The 15,877-nt window shown below is 63.7% G+C and carries 15 protein-coding genes; 8 read left to right on the top strand and 7 right to left on the bottom strand.

Annotation, left to right across the window (positions count from 1 at the left end; genetic code table 11):
- The first annotated feature begins 2 nt into the window (after positions 1 to 2).
- A complete protein-coding gene (locus tag VLA65_RS03045; protein WP_332601761.1) occupies positions 3 to 1,175 on the top strand; it encodes a flagellar hook protein FlgE in 1,173 nt (390 codons plus the stop codon).
- 76 nt (positions 1,176 to 1,251) lie between these two features.
- Here the strand turns inward: VLA65_RS03045 and VLA65_RS03040 are convergent, their stop codons facing one another.
- The 3 genes from VLA65_RS03040 to VLA65_RS03030 all read right to left on the bottom strand — a co-directional run bounded on the left by VLA65_RS03040 (position 1,252) and on the right by VLA65_RS03030 (position 4,558).
- Positions 1,252 to 2,478 carry a S53 family peptidase gene (locus tag VLA65_RS03040; protein WP_332601760.1) on the bottom strand — a complete coding sequence of 409 codons (1,227 nt, stop codon included), beginning with the start codon at positions 2,476 to 2,478 and terminating at the stop codon, positions 1,252 to 1,254.
- Between the two features lie 147 nt (positions 2,479 to 2,625).
- Positions 2,626 to 3,882 carry an FAD-dependent oxidoreductase gene (locus VLA65_RS03035; protein ID WP_332601759.1) on the bottom strand — a complete coding sequence of 419 codons (1,257 nt, stop codon included), beginning with the start codon at positions 3,880 to 3,882 and terminating at the stop codon, positions 2,626 to 2,628.
- A 7-nt stretch (positions 3,883 to 3,889) separates the two neighbouring features.
- Entirely contained in the window at positions 3,890 to 4,558 is a 669-nt protein-coding gene (locus VLA65_RS03030) for a TetR/AcrR family transcriptional regulator (protein WP_332601758.1), read from the bottom strand.
- 144 nt (positions 4,559 to 4,702) lie between these two features.
- Between VLA65_RS03030 and VLA65_RS03025 the strand changes: the two genes are divergently transcribed.
- The 5 genes from VLA65_RS03025 (at position 4,703) to VLA65_RS03005 (ending at position 8,232) form a co-directional block, all read left to right on the top strand.
- Complete coding sequence (locus tag VLA65_RS03025) at positions 4,703 to 5,755, top strand: NAD(P)-dependent alcohol dehydrogenase (protein ID WP_332601757.1); 1,053 nt, start codon at positions 4,703 to 4,705, stop codon at positions 5,753 to 5,755.
- 105 nt (positions 5,756 to 5,860) lie between these two features.
- Positions 5,861 to 5,989, top strand: a complete 129-nt coding sequence (locus VLA65_RS03020; RefSeq protein WP_332601756.1) for a hypothetical protein — start codon at positions 5,861 to 5,863, stop codon at positions 5,987 to 5,989.
- Complete coding sequence (locus VLA65_RS03015; protein ID WP_332601755.1) at positions 5,986 to 6,924, top strand: MFS transporter; 939 nt, start codon at positions 5,986 to 5,988, stop codon at positions 6,922 to 6,924. Before VLA65_RS03020 ends, VLA65_RS03015 begins: the two co-directional genes overlap by 4 nt.
- Positions 6,925 to 6,939: 15 nt before the next feature.
- On the top strand, positions 6,940 to 7,350 hold the full coding sequence (locus tag VLA65_RS03010; RefSeq protein WP_332601754.1) for a (R)-mandelonitrile lyase: 411 nt from the start codon (positions 6,940 to 6,942) through the stop codon (positions 7,348 to 7,350).
- Between the two features lie 24 nt (positions 7,351 to 7,374).
- Positions 7,375 to 8,232 carry an aldo/keto reductase gene (locus VLA65_RS03005; protein ID WP_332601753.1) on the top strand — a complete coding sequence of 286 codons (858 nt, stop codon included), beginning with the start codon at positions 7,375 to 7,377 and terminating at the stop codon, positions 8,230 to 8,232.
- Positions 8,233 to 8,283: 51 nt separating this feature from the next.
- Here the strand turns inward: VLA65_RS03005 and VLA65_RS03000 are convergent, their stop codons facing one another.
- From VLA65_RS03000 to VLA65_RS02985, 4 genes are all read right to left on the bottom strand, one after another.
- Positions 8,284 to 9,735, bottom strand: coding sequence for a purine-cytosine permease family protein (locus VLA65_RS03000; protein ID WP_059388243.1), 1,452 nt, complete (start codon positions 9,733 to 9,735; stop codon positions 8,284 to 8,286).
- Positions 9,736 to 9,818: 83 nt separating this feature from the next.
- Positions 9,819 to 10,619, bottom strand: coding sequence for a carbon-nitrogen hydrolase family protein (locus VLA65_RS02995; protein ID WP_332601752.1), 801 nt, complete (start codon positions 10,617 to 10,619; stop codon positions 9,819 to 9,821).
- A gap of 37 nt (positions 10,620 to 10,656) precedes the next feature.
- Positions 10,657 to 12,006 (bottom strand): APC family permease, encoded by a 1,350-nt coding sequence (locus VLA65_RS02990; protein ID WP_332601751.1) that lies wholly within the window; start codon positions 12,004 to 12,006, stop codon positions 10,657 to 10,659.
- A 10-nt stretch (positions 12,007 to 12,016) separates the two neighbouring features.
- Positions 12,017 to 12,895: a carbon-nitrogen hydrolase family protein gene (locus tag VLA65_RS02985; protein WP_332601750.1), complete on the bottom strand. Its 879-nt coding sequence runs from the start codon at positions 12,893 to 12,895 to the stop codon at positions 12,017 to 12,019.
- Positions 12,896 to 12,988: 93 nt separating this feature from the next.
- Here VLA65_RS02985 and VLA65_RS02980 point away from each other — a divergent pair, with 93 nt between their 5' ends.
- Both VLA65_RS02980 and VLA65_RS02975 read left to right on the top strand, forming a co-directional pair.
- Positions 12,989 to 13,750, top strand: a complete 762-nt coding sequence (locus tag VLA65_RS02980) for a FadR/GntR family transcriptional regulator (RefSeq protein WP_284989574.1) — start codon at positions 12,989 to 12,991, stop codon at positions 13,748 to 13,750.
- 135 nt (positions 13,751 to 13,885) lie between these two features.
- Positions 13,886 to 15,382, top strand: coding sequence for a purine-cytosine permease family protein (locus VLA65_RS02975; RefSeq protein ID WP_332601749.1), 1,497 nt, complete (start codon positions 13,886 to 13,888; stop codon positions 15,380 to 15,382).
- Positions 15,383 to 15,877: the final 495 nt, after the last annotated feature.

Below are 15,877 nucleotides of genomic sequence, written 5' to 3'. Positions count from 1 at the left end.
CCATGCTTCGTTCGCTGTACTCCGGAATCTCCGGCCTCCGTGCCCATCAGGCCATGCTGGACGTCACGGGAAACAACATCGCCAACGTGAACACGGCCGGCTTCAAGGCCTCCTCCACGCACTTCCAGGACACGCTCTCCCAGATGACCCAGGGCGCCGGCGCCCCGCAAGCCGAGACCGGTGGCACCAACCCCGCCCAGATCGGCCTCGGGGTACGCGTGGCGGGAGTCAGCACCAACTTCAGCCAGGGTTCATCGCAGAACACCGGGCGGGCCACTGACATGATGATCTCCGGCGACGGGTTCTTCATCACCAGCAAGGCCGGACAGCAGCTCTACACCCGCGCGGGCGCCTTCGACATGGACGCGGCTGGCCGTCTGGTGAGCCCCGACGGCGGGATCCTGCAGGGCTGGTCTGCCGCCAACGGCGCCGTGAACTTGGGAGGTCCCGTTGGCCCGATCGCCCTCTCACCCAATACGACGTCGGCCGCCGTCGCCACCACCAAGGCCTCGCTGGACGGCAACCTGCCGTCCGACGCGGCCGTGGGGACCAGCGTGGAGCGCCAGGTCAAGGTGTACGACGCCGACGGCGCCTCCCGCAGCCTGACTCTGACGTTCAGCCGCTCTGCGGGAGGCTGGGATGTGGCCGGGGCCGACGCCAACGGCGCCACGGGGAACTCGACGCTCACGTTCGCGAACGGTGCGCTGACTTCGGGCGGTGCCATGACCGTCGGCGGCATCTCGGTGGACATGTCCACTGTTACCGGATTCGCCGCCATGAGCACACTCACGGTCAGCAGCCAGAACGGATCCGAGGCAGGCAAGCTGGAGTCATTCACCCTCGGCGGCGACGGCTCACTCATCGGCTCGTTCAGCAATGGCAGCAAGCAGGTTCTGGCCCGCGTGGCCCTTGCCCGTTTCACCAACCCCGGCGGCCTCGAGAAATCCGGTAGCTCCACGTATGTGGCTACCGCCAACTCCGGCGCAGCCCAGTTGGGCGCCCCGGGCGACGCCGGACTCGGCACCCTGACTGCCGGGGCCCTTGAGATGTCCAACGTTGACCTCTCCCAGGAATTCACCAACCTGATCGTTGCCCAGCGCGGCTTCCAGGCGAACGCCCGCATCATCACGACGTCGGACGAGGTCCTGCAGGAGCTGACGAACCTGAAGCACTAGTGACACTGCCCGTTCACAGACAGAAGGATGGCCGGCATCCTTGGACGCCGGCCACCCTTCAGGCAGTTACTGCTTTTTAGAGTCCGGCGACCCCGTTCGGAGTGCCGACGCCCGTGGGTCCGTCCCATCCGGTGCCGGAGAGGCACCATTGGCTCGTGGAGCACGTGCCCGTTGAACCCGAGGCGACGTCATTGAATTTCCCGGAGTTCGTGTACGGAAGAGAGTTGGCCAGTGCCGAGGAGCTGCCTGTGTTCCCGGAAAGCGCATACATGGCCGCGATCAGGGGCGAGGAGAGGCTGGTCCCTCCATACTGGGCCCATGACGAGGTGGTGCTGCTGCTCGGCGCGTACACTGCCAGGCCGGTCTGCGGATCTGCGACGGCGGAGACGTCCGCCGAGGCGCGCTTGCTGCACCCAGTGCCGAACGTGGCAGCCGCTGGCAACGCGGCATTGACACTTGAGCATCCGGATCCCGAGCCGGACCAGGCAGATTCGCCCCACCCGCGTGCACTGGAGTTCTTGACCAACGATGTGCCTCCCACGGCGGTGACGTAACTCGAGGAAGCGGGGTAGGACGAGCCGGTATACCCGTTGTCGCCGGTTGACGCTGTCACCGCGATGCCCGGGTGGTTGTAGTACGTGCCGTAGCTGGAGTCTGCTGAATCCCCGCCGCCGTAGCTGTTGGAGATCGCCGCGACGCCGGGCTGTTTTGCGGCCGTTGCCACGGCTGTCCCAAGGTCGCTGAGGCTCGCTGTTGTCGCCTGCACTACCAGGATCTTGCAGTCCGGACACGCTGCAGAGACGGCGTCGACGTCGAGGGCCGTTTCGTCGGCCCATCCGGAATTGAACCTGGGAAGCTTGTTGCCGCCGTTTTGGTCCTTGATGGTCAGGCAGCCGTTGCTGACCGTGCATGCCGGGAGGCCGAACTGTGAGCGGTAAACGCCGAGATCGCGTTCCAGGTTCGGATAGCCGTAGGCATCCACGATTGCGACGGTTCTGCCGCCGGACGCGAGGCCTGTGATGTTGTAGGCGCTCTGGATGTCCGCGGGGGTTTTGCCTGTGGCGGGCGGCGTGCTCGAAGCGGGCTTGGTTTGTCCTCCCGGCGACGCCTTGCCCGGAGTCGTCGAATCATCGACGTACTTGAGCGCAAAACACGACGCACTGCCGGCTGGGACATCGGCGCAGACCTTCTCCGCATGCCAGTTGGCGGACGGAGATGGTTGGGCAACTGCGGCCGGTGCTGTGGCTGAGAACGCACTCAGCAACAGCAACATCGCGCCGGAAACGCTAAGGATCTTCTTCACGAAACCTCCCTGAGGAACAATAAGATCCGACTTGACAGGATAGTCAACTCAGCGTGACAAGCTTCGCACCAAACGCCACTATTGTCACCCATGTCACATCCACCCCTGCGGTCTCATGAATCACCGGGGAGATTTGCGGTTCGATTACTAGTGGTTGGTGAGGTGGGGGCTGTGGATGTGTTCGCGACGGAAACCGAGGCCCACAATGCGGCCCAAGAGGCGTTTGACCAGTGGCGTGTGGCTGATGAGCCGTATGAGTTGGACGGGTGGGTTGTTTTGGGCAAGGCGAGCGAGTTGGCGTGTCTGCTGTCGCTGCAATGCCTGTGCGATCCGTACCGCTGGTTCGCGTCGTCGTTGCACGCGCTGGAGGTCGGCGAAGGCGATGGTGCCCGTGCGCAGTGGTACTGCGAGGTGATTGGCCGTGGCGACGGCGTCGGCGATGGCGTAGTTCACCCCGGCGGCTCCGGCCGGCGACATAGCGTGGGCGGCGTCGCCGATGCATAACAGGCCTGGCTCGCACCAGCGTCTCAACCGATTGGAGCGCACGGACAGCAGCTTGATCTGGTCCCAGTCGGTCAGCGCCGCCAGGCCGGCGGCCAGGAACGGCGCGGCACGTGCCACCCGGTCGCGGAAGGCGGCCAGCCCCGCGGCCTGAACCTGCGGGAGTGTTCCTTTCCCGATGATCGTGCCGCACTGCCAGTAGTCGCCGCGGTCGATGGCCAGCACGATCTGCCCGCCGCCGACATAGCCCAGGGTCGGCGGCGCATCCTCGCTGCGCGGCACGCGGAACCACAGCACGTCGATCGGCATTGCGAACTCCCTTAGCGGCAAGTCCGCGTGTTCCCGGCCAAGGGAGAACCGCCCGTCGCACGCCACCGTGAGATCCGCCCTGATCTCTACTTCGCTCTGGGGAGTGCGCGCCCGTACGCCGATCACTTGCTCACCGTGGCGGAGTAGGCCGGTGGCCTCGGTACTCATTTCCAGTCGGAAGGTGGGGTATTGCATGGCCTGGGTGGCCAAGAAGGTCAGGAAGTCCCACTGCGGCATGAACGCCATGAACTTGCATCGGGAGGGGAGGTGCCGGAAGTCCACCAGCCCGAAGGTCTGTCCGGAGATGCCGAGACGCAGTTCCGGTATCTCCGTGTGCGGCAGGCTCAGAAACTCTTCCAGCAATCCCAGTTCGGCCAGTATGTCGGTAGTCGCAGGATGGATGGTGTCGCCCCGGAAGTCACGGAAGAAATCGGCGTGCTTCTCCAGCACTGTCACCTCGACTCCGGCGCGGGCCAGCAGGTAGCCGAGCATCATGCCAGCCGGTCCACCGCCGACCACGCAACACTGCGTGTCCCAAGAACATGGGCCGAGGCCGGGGCCCGGAACGGGTGTGGTTTCGGATTCGCTGGACATTCCTGGCTCACCTCATCGACCGGCTGAGGCCGTCAAGGATGAGGTTCAGCCCGAAGTCGAACTCGTCCCCGAAGTCGTAGCCGGGTTTGAGGACGTGTTCGGTGGCGATCTCCATCATGTGGGGGTATTGCCCGGTCGAAAAGCGTTCAACGATCGGCGCTGTGATCTCGGCGGCGGTGTCCCTGCCGTCAAAAGGAAGGGCGGCTTCCTGGAGTGCGGATCCGTAGATGTAACTATCGAGCAAGGCATAGGCATGGGCCGTCATCTGGACGGAAAAGCCTGCTGCCCTCAAGGTCGCCAAGGTCGCTTCGTGGTGACGCAGGTTCGCTTCGCCCGGGGCGGAGCGGCTTTCCAGCAGCCCGACCGCCCAAGGATGGCGTTTGAGCGCGCTGCGCACTTCGTGTGCCCGCCGGTGCATTTCCTCCCGCCAGTCGCCCGCGGGGGAGGGTAATGCGATTTCGTGGAAGACCATGTCCACGATGCCATCCAAAATTTCATCCTTGTTGGCCACGTAGTAGTAGAGCGACATGGGCTTGGTTCCCAGGCTCTGGGCGAGCGAGCGGATGGTCAGCGCGGCGATTCCTGACTCGTCAGCGAGATCCACAGCGCAACCGAGCACCCTTTCGCGGCTCAACGGAGGGCGTCGCTGGGGGAGGGGCTGTGCAGTGTCCGGCATCGGGACTCCTTGGACTCTAGTTGGTGCAGTACTCCAGCGATTTAGTGCAGGGGGTCTAGCGGTTTAGTACATTGTACGATAATCTTTTTGGTACAGCGTACGAAAAAGTAGCTGAACACCCCAAATGACTGGAAAGGAACGGCCATGACCGCTGGTCAGCATGCTGCGGAGACTCCGATTTCAGGCGGCTCGCAAAAGCCGGAGGTTACGATGCGGGCCATCGTGCAGGAGGCTTACGGCTCCGCCGACGTCCTGCACCTGACGCAGATCCCCACACCGAAGATTGCCGAGAACGAGGCGCTGGTCCGGGTCCACGCTGCAGGACTGGACCGGGGGACCTGGCATGTAACCCGGGGCCTGCCTTACGCGCTGCGCCTGGCGTTCGGCGTCCGCGCCCCCAAAAATCCTGTGCCCGGGATGGACTTGGCCGGCACGGTCACGGCGGTCGGAGCAGCAGTGACCCGATTCGCCGTCGGGGACGAGGTCTTCGGGGTCGGGAAGGGTTCCTTCGCTGAATATGCGACGGCCCGCGAAAGCCAACTGGCGCTCAAACCGGCGAACATCAGTTTCAAACAAGCCTCGGTGGTCCCGGTTTCTGCCTGCACTGCGCTGCAGGCCCTTCGCGCCGCGGGCCGGATAGCGCCGGGACAGAAGGTTCTGATCCTTGGTGCCTCGGGAGGAGTGGGCAGCTACGCTGTGCAGCTCGCAAAAGCTGCCGGGGCTGAAGTCACGGGCGTGTGCAGTGCCGCCAAAATGGACCTGGTGCGCTCGCTCGGTGCCGATCACGTCCTCGACTACACCACGCAGGACTTCGCCGACGGCACCAAACACTACGATCTGATCCTGGATATTGCCGGGAACCCCACCCTGGCACGCCTCCGCAAGGCGCTCACGCCTACCGGCACGGCCGTTATCACCGGCGGCGAAGAAGGCGGCTCCTGGACGGGCAGTATCGACAGGCAATTCAGGGCCCTCGCGCTGTCCCCGTTCATCGGTCAGCGGCTCACCATGGTCATAGGGACGCAAGGCGTTGCAGACCTCGAATACCTTGCCGGGCTCATCGACGCCGGAACCCTCACCCCGACCGTCGACCGCAGCTATCCGCTGGAGCAGGTTCCGGACGCCATGCGCTATTTCGACGCCGGCAAAGTGCGGGGGAAAATCGCGATCACCATCCAAGAAGCTCAAGGCAGCTGAAACAGGCACTGGCAGTACACGTTATAACAGGCACTCCCACGCGGACACGGGGACTGGTTTTCTTGAATCAGTCCCCGTTTCCCTGCTTGGAAGGCCACCATGTCCGTGACTACCGTCAAATCCTTTCCGGAAGCCGTGGCGCGTCCGCGCGCATCTCTCGCGGTTGCCATGCTCGGATTTTTCGTGGTCGCCTTGGACGCCCAAATTGTCGTCGTGCCTACGGCATCGGTATGATTCTCTTCACCGTTGCCTCGATGGCATGCGGGTTCAGCCCTAGCCTTCCTGCACTCATCGCCGGACGCGTCCTGCAGGGCATCGGTGCGGCAATGATTACCCCTACGTCCCTCGCCCTCATCCGGGAGGCGTTCCACGATCCTGCGCGTCGCGGAAGGGCAATCGTGTACTGGGACTGGAGACTGATCTTCTTCGTCAACCTTCCGGTGGGAGTGGCAGCCCTGCTGGTCCTCTCCCGAGTGGCTCCTAGCCCCCACCTCCTGTTGACGTTCGCCATATGTGTCGCATCCGCAGCCGTATTCGTGGCAGCACAAGCACGGGGAAGCCACCCAATGATCCCGCTCGACTTGTTCCGTTCACGCGCAGTCTCCACGGCCCTGATTGTCGCCGGGGTCACCATGGCGGCGTTCTACGGCGTCGTCTTCCTCCAGAGCCTCTACTTCCAACAGGAACGCGGAGCCAGCGCCCTGGAGACCGGGCTTCTGTTCCTGCCCATGACCGGGCTTGTTGCCCTCCTGAATCCCCTCGTGGCCAGGTTCGCGGAGCGATTCGGGCGCACAGTCGCGATCGTCTCTGGCCAATTGCTGATGGCCGCGGGGCTGGCGAGCCTCTGCCTCCTGCCAGGCAATGCGCCGACCCTGCTCGTCACGTTCCTGATGGTGCCCGTCGGCGTCGGAGGTTCCTTCACGGTTCCGCCGATCATTGCCCTCATCCTGGACCACGTGCCGGCGGAGTTGGCGGGGACCGCCAGCGGCGCGGTCAATACCGCCCGGCAGCTCGGAGGCTCCCTCGGCGTCGCGATTTTCGGTGCCGCACTCGCCGGTCAGGACTTCATGTCAGGATTGCGCATCAACCTGAGTATCACGGCCCTTCTCCTTCTGGTCCTCGTAGCGGTGTCCCTGCCGCTTCGGCACGCACAACAATCTCGGCACTAGCGAAAGGCAGACGCCATGAAACTCGTTCCCCCCACCCCGACCGTCAAAGCCCCTACGGAGAGATTCACGGGAGACGTCTACCTCAATCCGCTCCACAACGGCGAGGCGCCCTCGCGTCTCGTGGCGGCGATGGTCCGCTTCACCCCCGGTGCCCGTACGAACTGGCATTCCCACCCTCTTGGCCAGACCCTGCACTGCACCGATGGCACCGGGTTCGTTGCCACCCGGGACGGCAAGGTGATCCTCATGCGCGCAGGGGACACGGTCCACACGCCCCCCGGCGAGGAACACTGGCACGGCGCCACCCAGGACAACATGATGTGCCACCTGGCCCTGGTGGAGCACGACAACGGGGAGAGCGCCACCTGGCTTGAGCCCGTCAGTGAACAGGACTACCAAGCCGCCCACGCCCAAATCAGCCGATAACCCCCATCCAAGCGAAGGAAACCCATGAACACCGTCACCCTTAACAACGGCGTCGAAATGCCGATCCTCGGCTTCGGCGTCTTCCAGATCCCGGACGAGGAAACCCAGGCCGCGGTGGAAGCCGCGCTCGACGCCGGTTACCGTCACCTGGACACCGCCGCTTCCTACCTGAACGAAGAGGCCGTTGGCCTGGCCATCAAGAACAGCGGCCTCGCCCGCGACGAACTCTTCATCACCACGAAGCTCTGGATCCAGCACGCCCCGGCAGGCAGCGTCCAGGACGACACCAAGCGCGCCTTCGACAACTCACTCCGCCGCCTCGGACTCGACTACGTCGACCTGTACCTGATCCACCAGCCGTTGGGGGACTACTACAGCGAGTGGCGCGCCATGCAGGAACTCCACCAGGACGGCCTCGCCCGCGCGATCGGGGTCTCGAATTTCCACCTCGACCGGCTGGTGGACCTCATCGACCACAACGAGATCGTCCCGGCAGTCAACCAGATCGAAACCCACCCCTTCCACCAGCGCGCGGCCGACCAGGCAATGATGCGCGAACGGTGTGTCCAGATCGAGTCCTGGGGACCCTTCGCCGAAGGCAAGAACAACCTGTTCACCAACCCGCTTCTCAGCTCCATCGCCGATGCGCACGGCAAGTCCGTCGCACAGGTGGTTCTCCGTTGGCTCATCCAGCGCGACGTCGTCGTCATCCCCAAGTCCGTCCGGCCCGAACGCATGGCCCAGAACCTCGACGTCTTCGATTTCACCCTTACCGACGAGCAGATGAGCCGGATCGCCGCCTTGGACACCGGGGCCAGCCTCTTCTTCGACCACCGCGACCCCGCCATGGTCAGCTGGCTCGGCAATCGCAGGATCAACTGAGGCGCCGGGGTTGGACCACTGCCTGACTCCTACCCCATTAGTCCGGCGGAGTTACGGAAGCAGGTGTTCGTGCGCGGCCGCCTCCAGGGCGTCGGCCTCTTCCTTGGCCATGCGGGTCTCTGCCTCGACGTCGATGCGTCGGGTCATTAGCCAATACAGCCCTGCGGAGACCGGGAGCCCGATAAACAGCGAGATGTCGGCGCCGTCCAGGGCGTGGGCGATGAACCCGACGAAGAGCTTGCCGGCCGAGAAGAAGGGAATCATCACCACAAAGCCGACAAGGTAGGAGATGATGCCGGGCCAGCCCCATCGTCCGTAGATCCCATCGGGCTTGAAGATCTCCGCGATGGCGTAGTGGCCTTTGCGGACGATGAAGTAGTCGGTGAGGTTGACAGCCGTCCACGGAATGAAGAAGTACAGGACCAATAGCAGGAAGTCGTTGAAGTTGGCGAGGAAGTCGGCCGAGGCCAGGTTAGCCAGGACCACGGAAATGAGGGCGGTGATGGAAATCGTGATGATCCGGAGCCTTAGCGTTGGCCGGATCTGCCGCACGCTGTCGATGGACGATATCAAGGTCAGCGAACCGCCGTACATGTTCAGGGCCGTCACGGACAGCAAGCCCAGGGCGGCGACGAACAGGGCGATGCCACCGAATCCGCCGAAGAGCTGGTCGGCCGTGGATTTGATCGAGCCGATGGTTTCGAAGTTCTCCCCGGCGGCCGCACCGATGTACGCGCCCAGGAACATCACCCAAATACCGCCGAGCGCGCTGCCCCAGAACGTCCATCTGAAAGTGCCCCGCCCGCTGGCCGGCGGAAGGTAGCGGGAGTAGTCAGAGACGTAGATGGCCCAGGAAATCTGGTAGCCGGCCGCGACCCCCAGCTGGCCCAGGAACGGCACCATGTGGAAGTCAGCCAGGTTGTATGCGCCAGCCGGAATGGCCAGCTTCACGGCTGCAATGGTGAGCAACGCCAGCATGATGATGGTCAGGTACGTCAGGTAGCGCTCAAAGGCGTGAATAAGGTCGTAGCCGAACAGGGCAATGACGACGGCGACAATGGTGACCACCCAGAACCACAAGTTTTGCGACCCGAAGTTGACTGACTCCGAGATCGCTTGGCCGGCCAGGATGGTGTTGAAGATGTTGAAGCCGGCGTACTGGAGGTAGGCGAAGAGCCAAACCAGAAGGGCGCCGATGTAGCCGAACTGCGGCCGGGACTGGATCATCTGTGGCAGGCCGAGCTGGGGGCCCTGCGAGGAGTGCGCGGCCATGAACAGCGTGCCGACGAGTACCCCGATGGCGATCGCGAGCAGCGACCAGATCAAGTTGCCGCCGGTGGTGATGCTGATCAACCCCACTGCCAGGGTGGCGATCTGGGCATTGCTGACGAACCACAGCGGTCCGATGTGCGAGACCTTGCCGTGGCGCTCGTTCAGTGGAACATAGTCGATCGACCGGATCTCCAGCCCTCGGCCCGATCCTTTGTCCGTCGTTGCGCTCATGGTGCATCTCCTTCGGAGCATCGGTGCATCTTGCACTTCGGTTTAGCACAGAGTGGGGCGGCCTAGAAGAGGCCGCGAGATTCCTAGGGGAGCCGGTGGTGCCGCCATGTGGGGAACTGGTCCCTGGCTGCCAAAACGGCATCCGGGGAGAGGTCCAGCGTGGCGGTGGCCGGCTCCGTGTCGAGGCTGTGCAGGACAGTCCCGAGGGGATCCACGAGCATGCTGTAGCCGATGGATACCGGTGGAGTCTGGGAGACCGCCGCCACGTACACGCCGTTCTCTATTGCCCGGGCCTTGGCCAATGTGGCCCATTGCTCGGTCTTTGCGGTACCGGGAACCCACGAAGAACAGACGAGGAGCGCCTCGGCCCCGGCATCGGCCAGGATGCGCGCCAACTCGGGGAAGCGCAGATCGTAGCAGGTCATCAACCCCAACGTCATGCCGCCGCAGGAAAAAGTGACGGGCAATGGTTCCGGCGCCGGTCTGATGTACTCCGATTCGCGGAATCCTTGGCAGTCGAACAGATGGATCTTCCTGTAGCTGGCGAGGAGGGAACCGTCCGGACCGATCGCCACCAAGGTGTTGAATGCCCGGTCCGGTTCTTTGGTTCCGTCTCCGTCACCAGGCGCTTCCAGGAGACCCGCGACGACGGCGATCCCGTAGCGTGCCGCCGTCGCGCAGAGCGTGGAAGCCACAGGGCCGTCAAGGGGTTCGGCCATGTCCACGAAGCTCCGGTCCACCCGGCTTTTCTCGTACGTCGAGTACTCCGGGAACACGATGAGGTCAGAGCCCTCGTAGGCGGCCCGGGCACAGTAATCCGCGATAAGGTCGAGGTTGCGGCCGACGTCCGTGCCGGAATCCAGCTGGGCTAGGGTGATGCGCACGCAGTCCTCGTTTCTCCCCGTTTACTGTGTTCCGTCGTCATACCAGCGCGGCTTCTTTTTCCTCCATCACCATTTCCGGCGGCGCCTTCCGGAACCCCTTGGTGATGATGCCGAGTACCACGACGCCGACGCAGAGCCAGATCAGTCCGAGCGTGATGGCATTCGAATCGAGCTGGGAGAGCAGGAAACCGTCGATGCTGGCTCCGACAGCCGGCATGACCACGTAGAACATTACGCTGAGCCGGTTCCCCGAGCGTCGTTGGCGCAGGTAGTAGGCAATGACCGAGACATTGACGAGGGTGAAGGCGGTGAAGGCACCGAAGTTGATGAACGACGTCGAGGTGGCGACATCCAGGAACATGGCGATGAGTCCCACCGCGCCGGTGATGACCAGGTTCAATACCGGCGTGTGGAAGGATTTGTTCAATGCCCCGAAGACTTTCTTCGGCAGGACGGAATCCCGGCCCATGGCGTAGAGCAATCGTGAGGCGCTGGCTTGCGCCGCGAGTCCGGAGGCAAACTGGGACACCACGAGTCCGGCCAGGAAGACTGCGCCGAAGAACTGTCCGCCGATCTTCAGGGCAATGTCCGACGCCGCCGACGCCGAATCGTCGAACACCCCGCCGGGGTGGATCAGCTGGGTCGTGTAGGACACGACGACGAAGATCGCGCCGCCGATGAGTGCGACGAGCATGATCGCCTTCGGCACGGTCTTTTTCGGCTCGATGGTCTCCTCGGTGAGAGTGGAGACGGCGTCGAAGCCCAGGAACGAGTACGCCGCGATGGCGGCCCCGGCGGTGATCTTGTCGAAGCTCGACGTGTCGTTGAAGAATGGAGCGGAGCTGACCAGGGCACTCGCGCCGGAGGTCGAGACCAAGGTTCCAACGGACAAGGCCACGAAAAGGACTATCACCAGAAGCTGGAATGCCATCAGCAGGTAGTTGGCCTTGTCAGCCACCTTGACGCCAACCACGTTGAGCAGCGTTGTGATCGCGATGAACGCGACAATCCAGACCCCGATGGGAATGTCCGGGAACTGCGCGGTGAGGTACGAGCCGCCGATGAGCCAGATGACCATCGGCAGGAACAGGTAGTCCAGCAGGACAGCCCAACCGGCCAGGAAGCCGATCCGGGAATCGATGGAGCGCCGGATATACGTGTACGCGGAGCCGGCCACCGGATAGGCAACGGCCATGCGTCCGTAGCTCTGCGCGGTGAAGAGCATGGCGACCATGGCCACCAGATAGGCCGACGGGGATGCTCCGCCGGTGGTTTCGGCGATCACGCCGAAAATCGCCAGCACGATGAGCGGGGTCAGGTAGGCCAGCCCGAACAGGACCAACGAGGGCAGTTTCAGGGCGCGCGTGAGGCTCGGTTGCGTTGTCACCGGTGGTTCCTTAGGAGTTGGAGGACCGTGGGGTCCAGGTGGTCGGGTCGATGCGGCCTTGGTAGACAGGCAGCTCGATGGGCGGCTCGCCGGGGTGGAATTGGGACCAGGGGCGGTTGAGGTTTTCGGTCCCGTGCGTGCGGACATGCTCGACGGCGGAGAGGTCCAGTTCCACGGAGAGAAGGGTGGGCGCGTCGTCGTCGGCCTCGGCTATGGTGTTCCCCTCGGGGTCGACGATCAGGCTGAGGCCTTTGCCGGTGGGTCCCGCGCAGTTGACGCTGACCATGAAGACCTGGTTCACAATCGCGTTTGCCTTGGCGAGGACGAGTTCTTGCTTGCGGTCCGGCGTCGTGGTCTTCACGACGTTGAGGATCACTTCGGCGCCCATCCACGCCAACTGGCGGGTCACCTCGGGGAACCAGGCGTCGTAGCAAATGTTCAAGCCCACCCTGCCGATCCCTTCCAGGTCGACGGTGGTGAACCGGTCGCCGGGGTCGTAGGGCTCAAAGGGGCGCCAAGGGAAGACCTTGCGATAGTAGCCGGCGAGCTCGCCTTCGGGGGAAAGGACCAGCTGGGTATTGAACAATTGCCCCTCGGGGCCGCGCTCGCAGACGCTGCCCGGAACCAACCAGATCCCCAGGTCAGCTGCGAGCTGCCGCAGTTCCTTGACGCGCGGACCGTCCAGCGGCTCGGCCGAGTCCTGCAGCACTTCCGTACGCTGCAGGTCCGGGTTGGAATCCCCGAAAAGGTGCAGCTCCGGGAAGACCACGAGCTTGCTGTGCGGTTGGATCGCGACGGCGGCGGCGACTTCGGCGGCGAAGGCCTCGATCGGTTCGCCGATCAGTCGGGGTGCCGCCTGGGCGGCGATGAGGGGAAGGATGCGTTGCACTGGTTTCTCCACGTTGTCGTTGTGACTCGCCTCATATTAGATCATAATGATCAAATAAAAGGAAGGTGGATTTTGCCCCGTAAAGTAGCGGATATGACCCGTCAGCTCGAGGACACCACCGGCGACTCACCCATCGATGCTGCCCCTTTGCTCGGAATCGACCGCCGGAGCGCAATCGACGCCGTGCGGTTGCGGATCGGCATGGCCATATCCTTGGGACTGCTTCAGCCGGGGGAGAGGCTGCCCGACCAGCAAGACGTCGCGCTGGGCCTTTCGGTCAGCCCGATCACCGCCCGCAGGGCCCTAGCGAGCCTGGCCGACCAGGGGGTCGTTGTCCGCCGTCGGGGGCGCGGCGGCGGAACCTTCGTCGCCGACGAGCCGCCGCAAAACGTCCTTGAAGAGCTCGCTGCGTCGCCAGCCGAATCCCATGCAGTGAACCGGCTGGTGGACCGTCGGTTGCTCTTCGAATGCGCGGTTACCCACTTCGCCGCCGTCAACGCCACGGCAGCGCAGCTGGATGAGCTGGAGCGGCTGACTCATGAGATGGCCGGATCAAGCAATTGGTCCGAGTATCACCAGGCCGACGAGAGGTTTCACAGGCTGGTCGCGGCGTGCTCGGGCCTGGGAGCTGCGGTCGACGTCTACAACGAGGCGCTGGCGGAGCTCTACGCATACTTCATCCCGTACCCGATCGAGTTTCTCCATGAGTCCAATCGGGACCACATTGCGCTCGTCAACGCCTTGCGCGCCGGCGACGACCGCGGCGCGGTGGAGGTATCGCGGCGGCACGTGGACGTGTTGCACAAGACGATGTTCATGGGCCTCGCCGGCGGCGACGGCCATCAATCCGGGTGAACAACAACTCTTGGCTTATCGTCCGGGATATCGGACTAAACATCGCCCCCTTTCCGTGATCACTGTCACTTTGCATGCTCTGATTGATTCTCAGTTGGGGACATCGGACTTCGGTTGTCAAAGTGAGGATTAGGCATGCAGGCCACAGGAAAAGCGGGAACGGGTGGGCCGCGCGTTGAGCGTCGTTCCATCGACTTTGTCCCGGAAAATGAGCGCCATGGTTCGCCTGGCCAGCAGTTCACGCTCTGGTTCGGGGCGAACATGCAGATCACGGCTATTGTCGACGGCGCCTTGGCAGTCCTGTTCGGCGCGGATGCGCTGTGGGCGATCATCGGCCTCCTGATCGGAAACCTCTTGGGCGGTGCTGTGATGGCGCTCCACGCGGCGCAGGGGCCGAAGCTCGGCCTGCCGCAGATGATTTCCAGCCGGGCACAGTTCGGGATCTTCGGGGCAGTGATTCCCTTGGTCCTGGTGGTCGTGATGTACCTCGGCTTCGCCGCCACCGGTACGGTCCTCTCCGGACAGGCAGTCAGCCTCATCCTCCACACGGGCACCCCGGCCGTGGGCATGATCGTCTTCGGGGCGCTGACCATCGTCGTGGCGACCCTGGGCTACAAGTACATCCACATGTTGGGCCGCATTGCCACCGTCGTCGGTATCCTCGGCTTCACCTACCTGGGCATCAGGTTGTTGGCCAGCCAGGACGTCGGCGCACTCTTGGGAGCCGGCAGTTTCGAGTTCCCCACCTTCCTGCTCGCCATTTCGCTGGGCGCCGGATGGCAGCTGACCTACGGCCCGTACGTCGCCGACTACTCGCGGTACCTGCCTTCCAAAACCCCAGCACGCAAGACCTTCATGTCGGCCTATTTCGGCACGGTGATTGGTTCCCAGTGGTCCATGACGCTGGGCGCTCTCTTCGCCGCCCTCGCATTGCCCAAGGGTGCACGGTTCCTGGACGGCCAAGTCGCTTTCCTCGGGAACCTGAGTGGAGGCGGACTGATCGCGGTAGTCATCTACCTGGTCATCGTGACCGGAAAACTGACCGTCAACACGCTGAACGCGTATGGCGGCTACATGACCATGCTTACCTCGGTCACGGCGTTCACCCGCAAGTCCGCGGTGGCGTCATGGACCCGGTTCGCCTACGTGATCGGCTTTATCGGACTCTCGGTGCTCATCGCAGTGCTTGCTTCCCCCGATTTCATCGCCAACTTCAAGAACTTCGTCCTTCTCCTGCTGATGGTGTTCATCCCCTGGAGCTCCATAAACCTGGTGGATTACTACCTGGTTTCCAAGGAGAAGGTGGACATTCCGGCCCTCTACGACCTGAACGGTCGCTACGGCCGTTGGAACAAGACAGCGCTGCTCAGCTACGCGATCGGCATCGTCGTCCAGATCCCGTTCTTGGCGCAGACCCTCTACACCGGCCCGATGACCGAGCTTCTCGGCGGGGCGGACATCTCCTGGCTTGTAGGCCTCGTGGTCACGGCAATCGTGTTCTACCCGCTGGCGAAGAGGAACTCCAACGCACCGGCCGAGATGGTCTACCCGACGGAACCCGACCCAGCGGAATCGGACTCGGGGGCAATAGCGCCGCTAGCCGGCTCAGCGTCGAACACCACGGCAGTCTAGCCTTTGGGCTGTGCCCCCTCCGACGCTCGCTCACTTTTGGGGTGTTTTCGCGGTTCGGCGGACGCTCGCTCACTTTTGGTGAGCGAGCGTCCTGGCATTTGGCCCTATAGGTGAGCGAGCGTCCCAGTCGACCGTGCCGGGAACGGTTGTCTCGGGGCACGACGGCGGCACTGCTGTTGCGCCGTCGTCGGGCCTTTTGCCCGTCCCCCTCGACGCTCGCTCACTTTTGGGGTGTTTTCGCGGTTCGGCGGACGCTCGCTCACTTTTGGTGAGCGAGCGTCCTGGCATTTGGCCCTATAGGTGAGCGAGCGTCCCAGTCGACCGTGCCGGGAACGGTTGTCTCGGGGCACGACGGCGGCACTGCTGTTGCGCCGTCGTCGGGCCTTTTGCCCGTCCCCCTCGACGCTCGCTCACTTTTGGGGTGTTTTCGCGGTTCGGCGGACGCTCGCTCACTTTTGGTGAGCGAGCGTCCTGGCATTTGGCCCTATAGGTGAG

Source organism: Arthrobacter sp. S2(2024), from assembly GCF_036662515.1.
In the GTDB taxonomy this organism is placed as follows: Bacteria; Actinomycetota; Actinomycetes; order Actinomycetales; family Micrococcaceae; genus Arthrobacter.
This window is presented reverse-complemented; position numbering and strand designations above follow the sequence as displayed.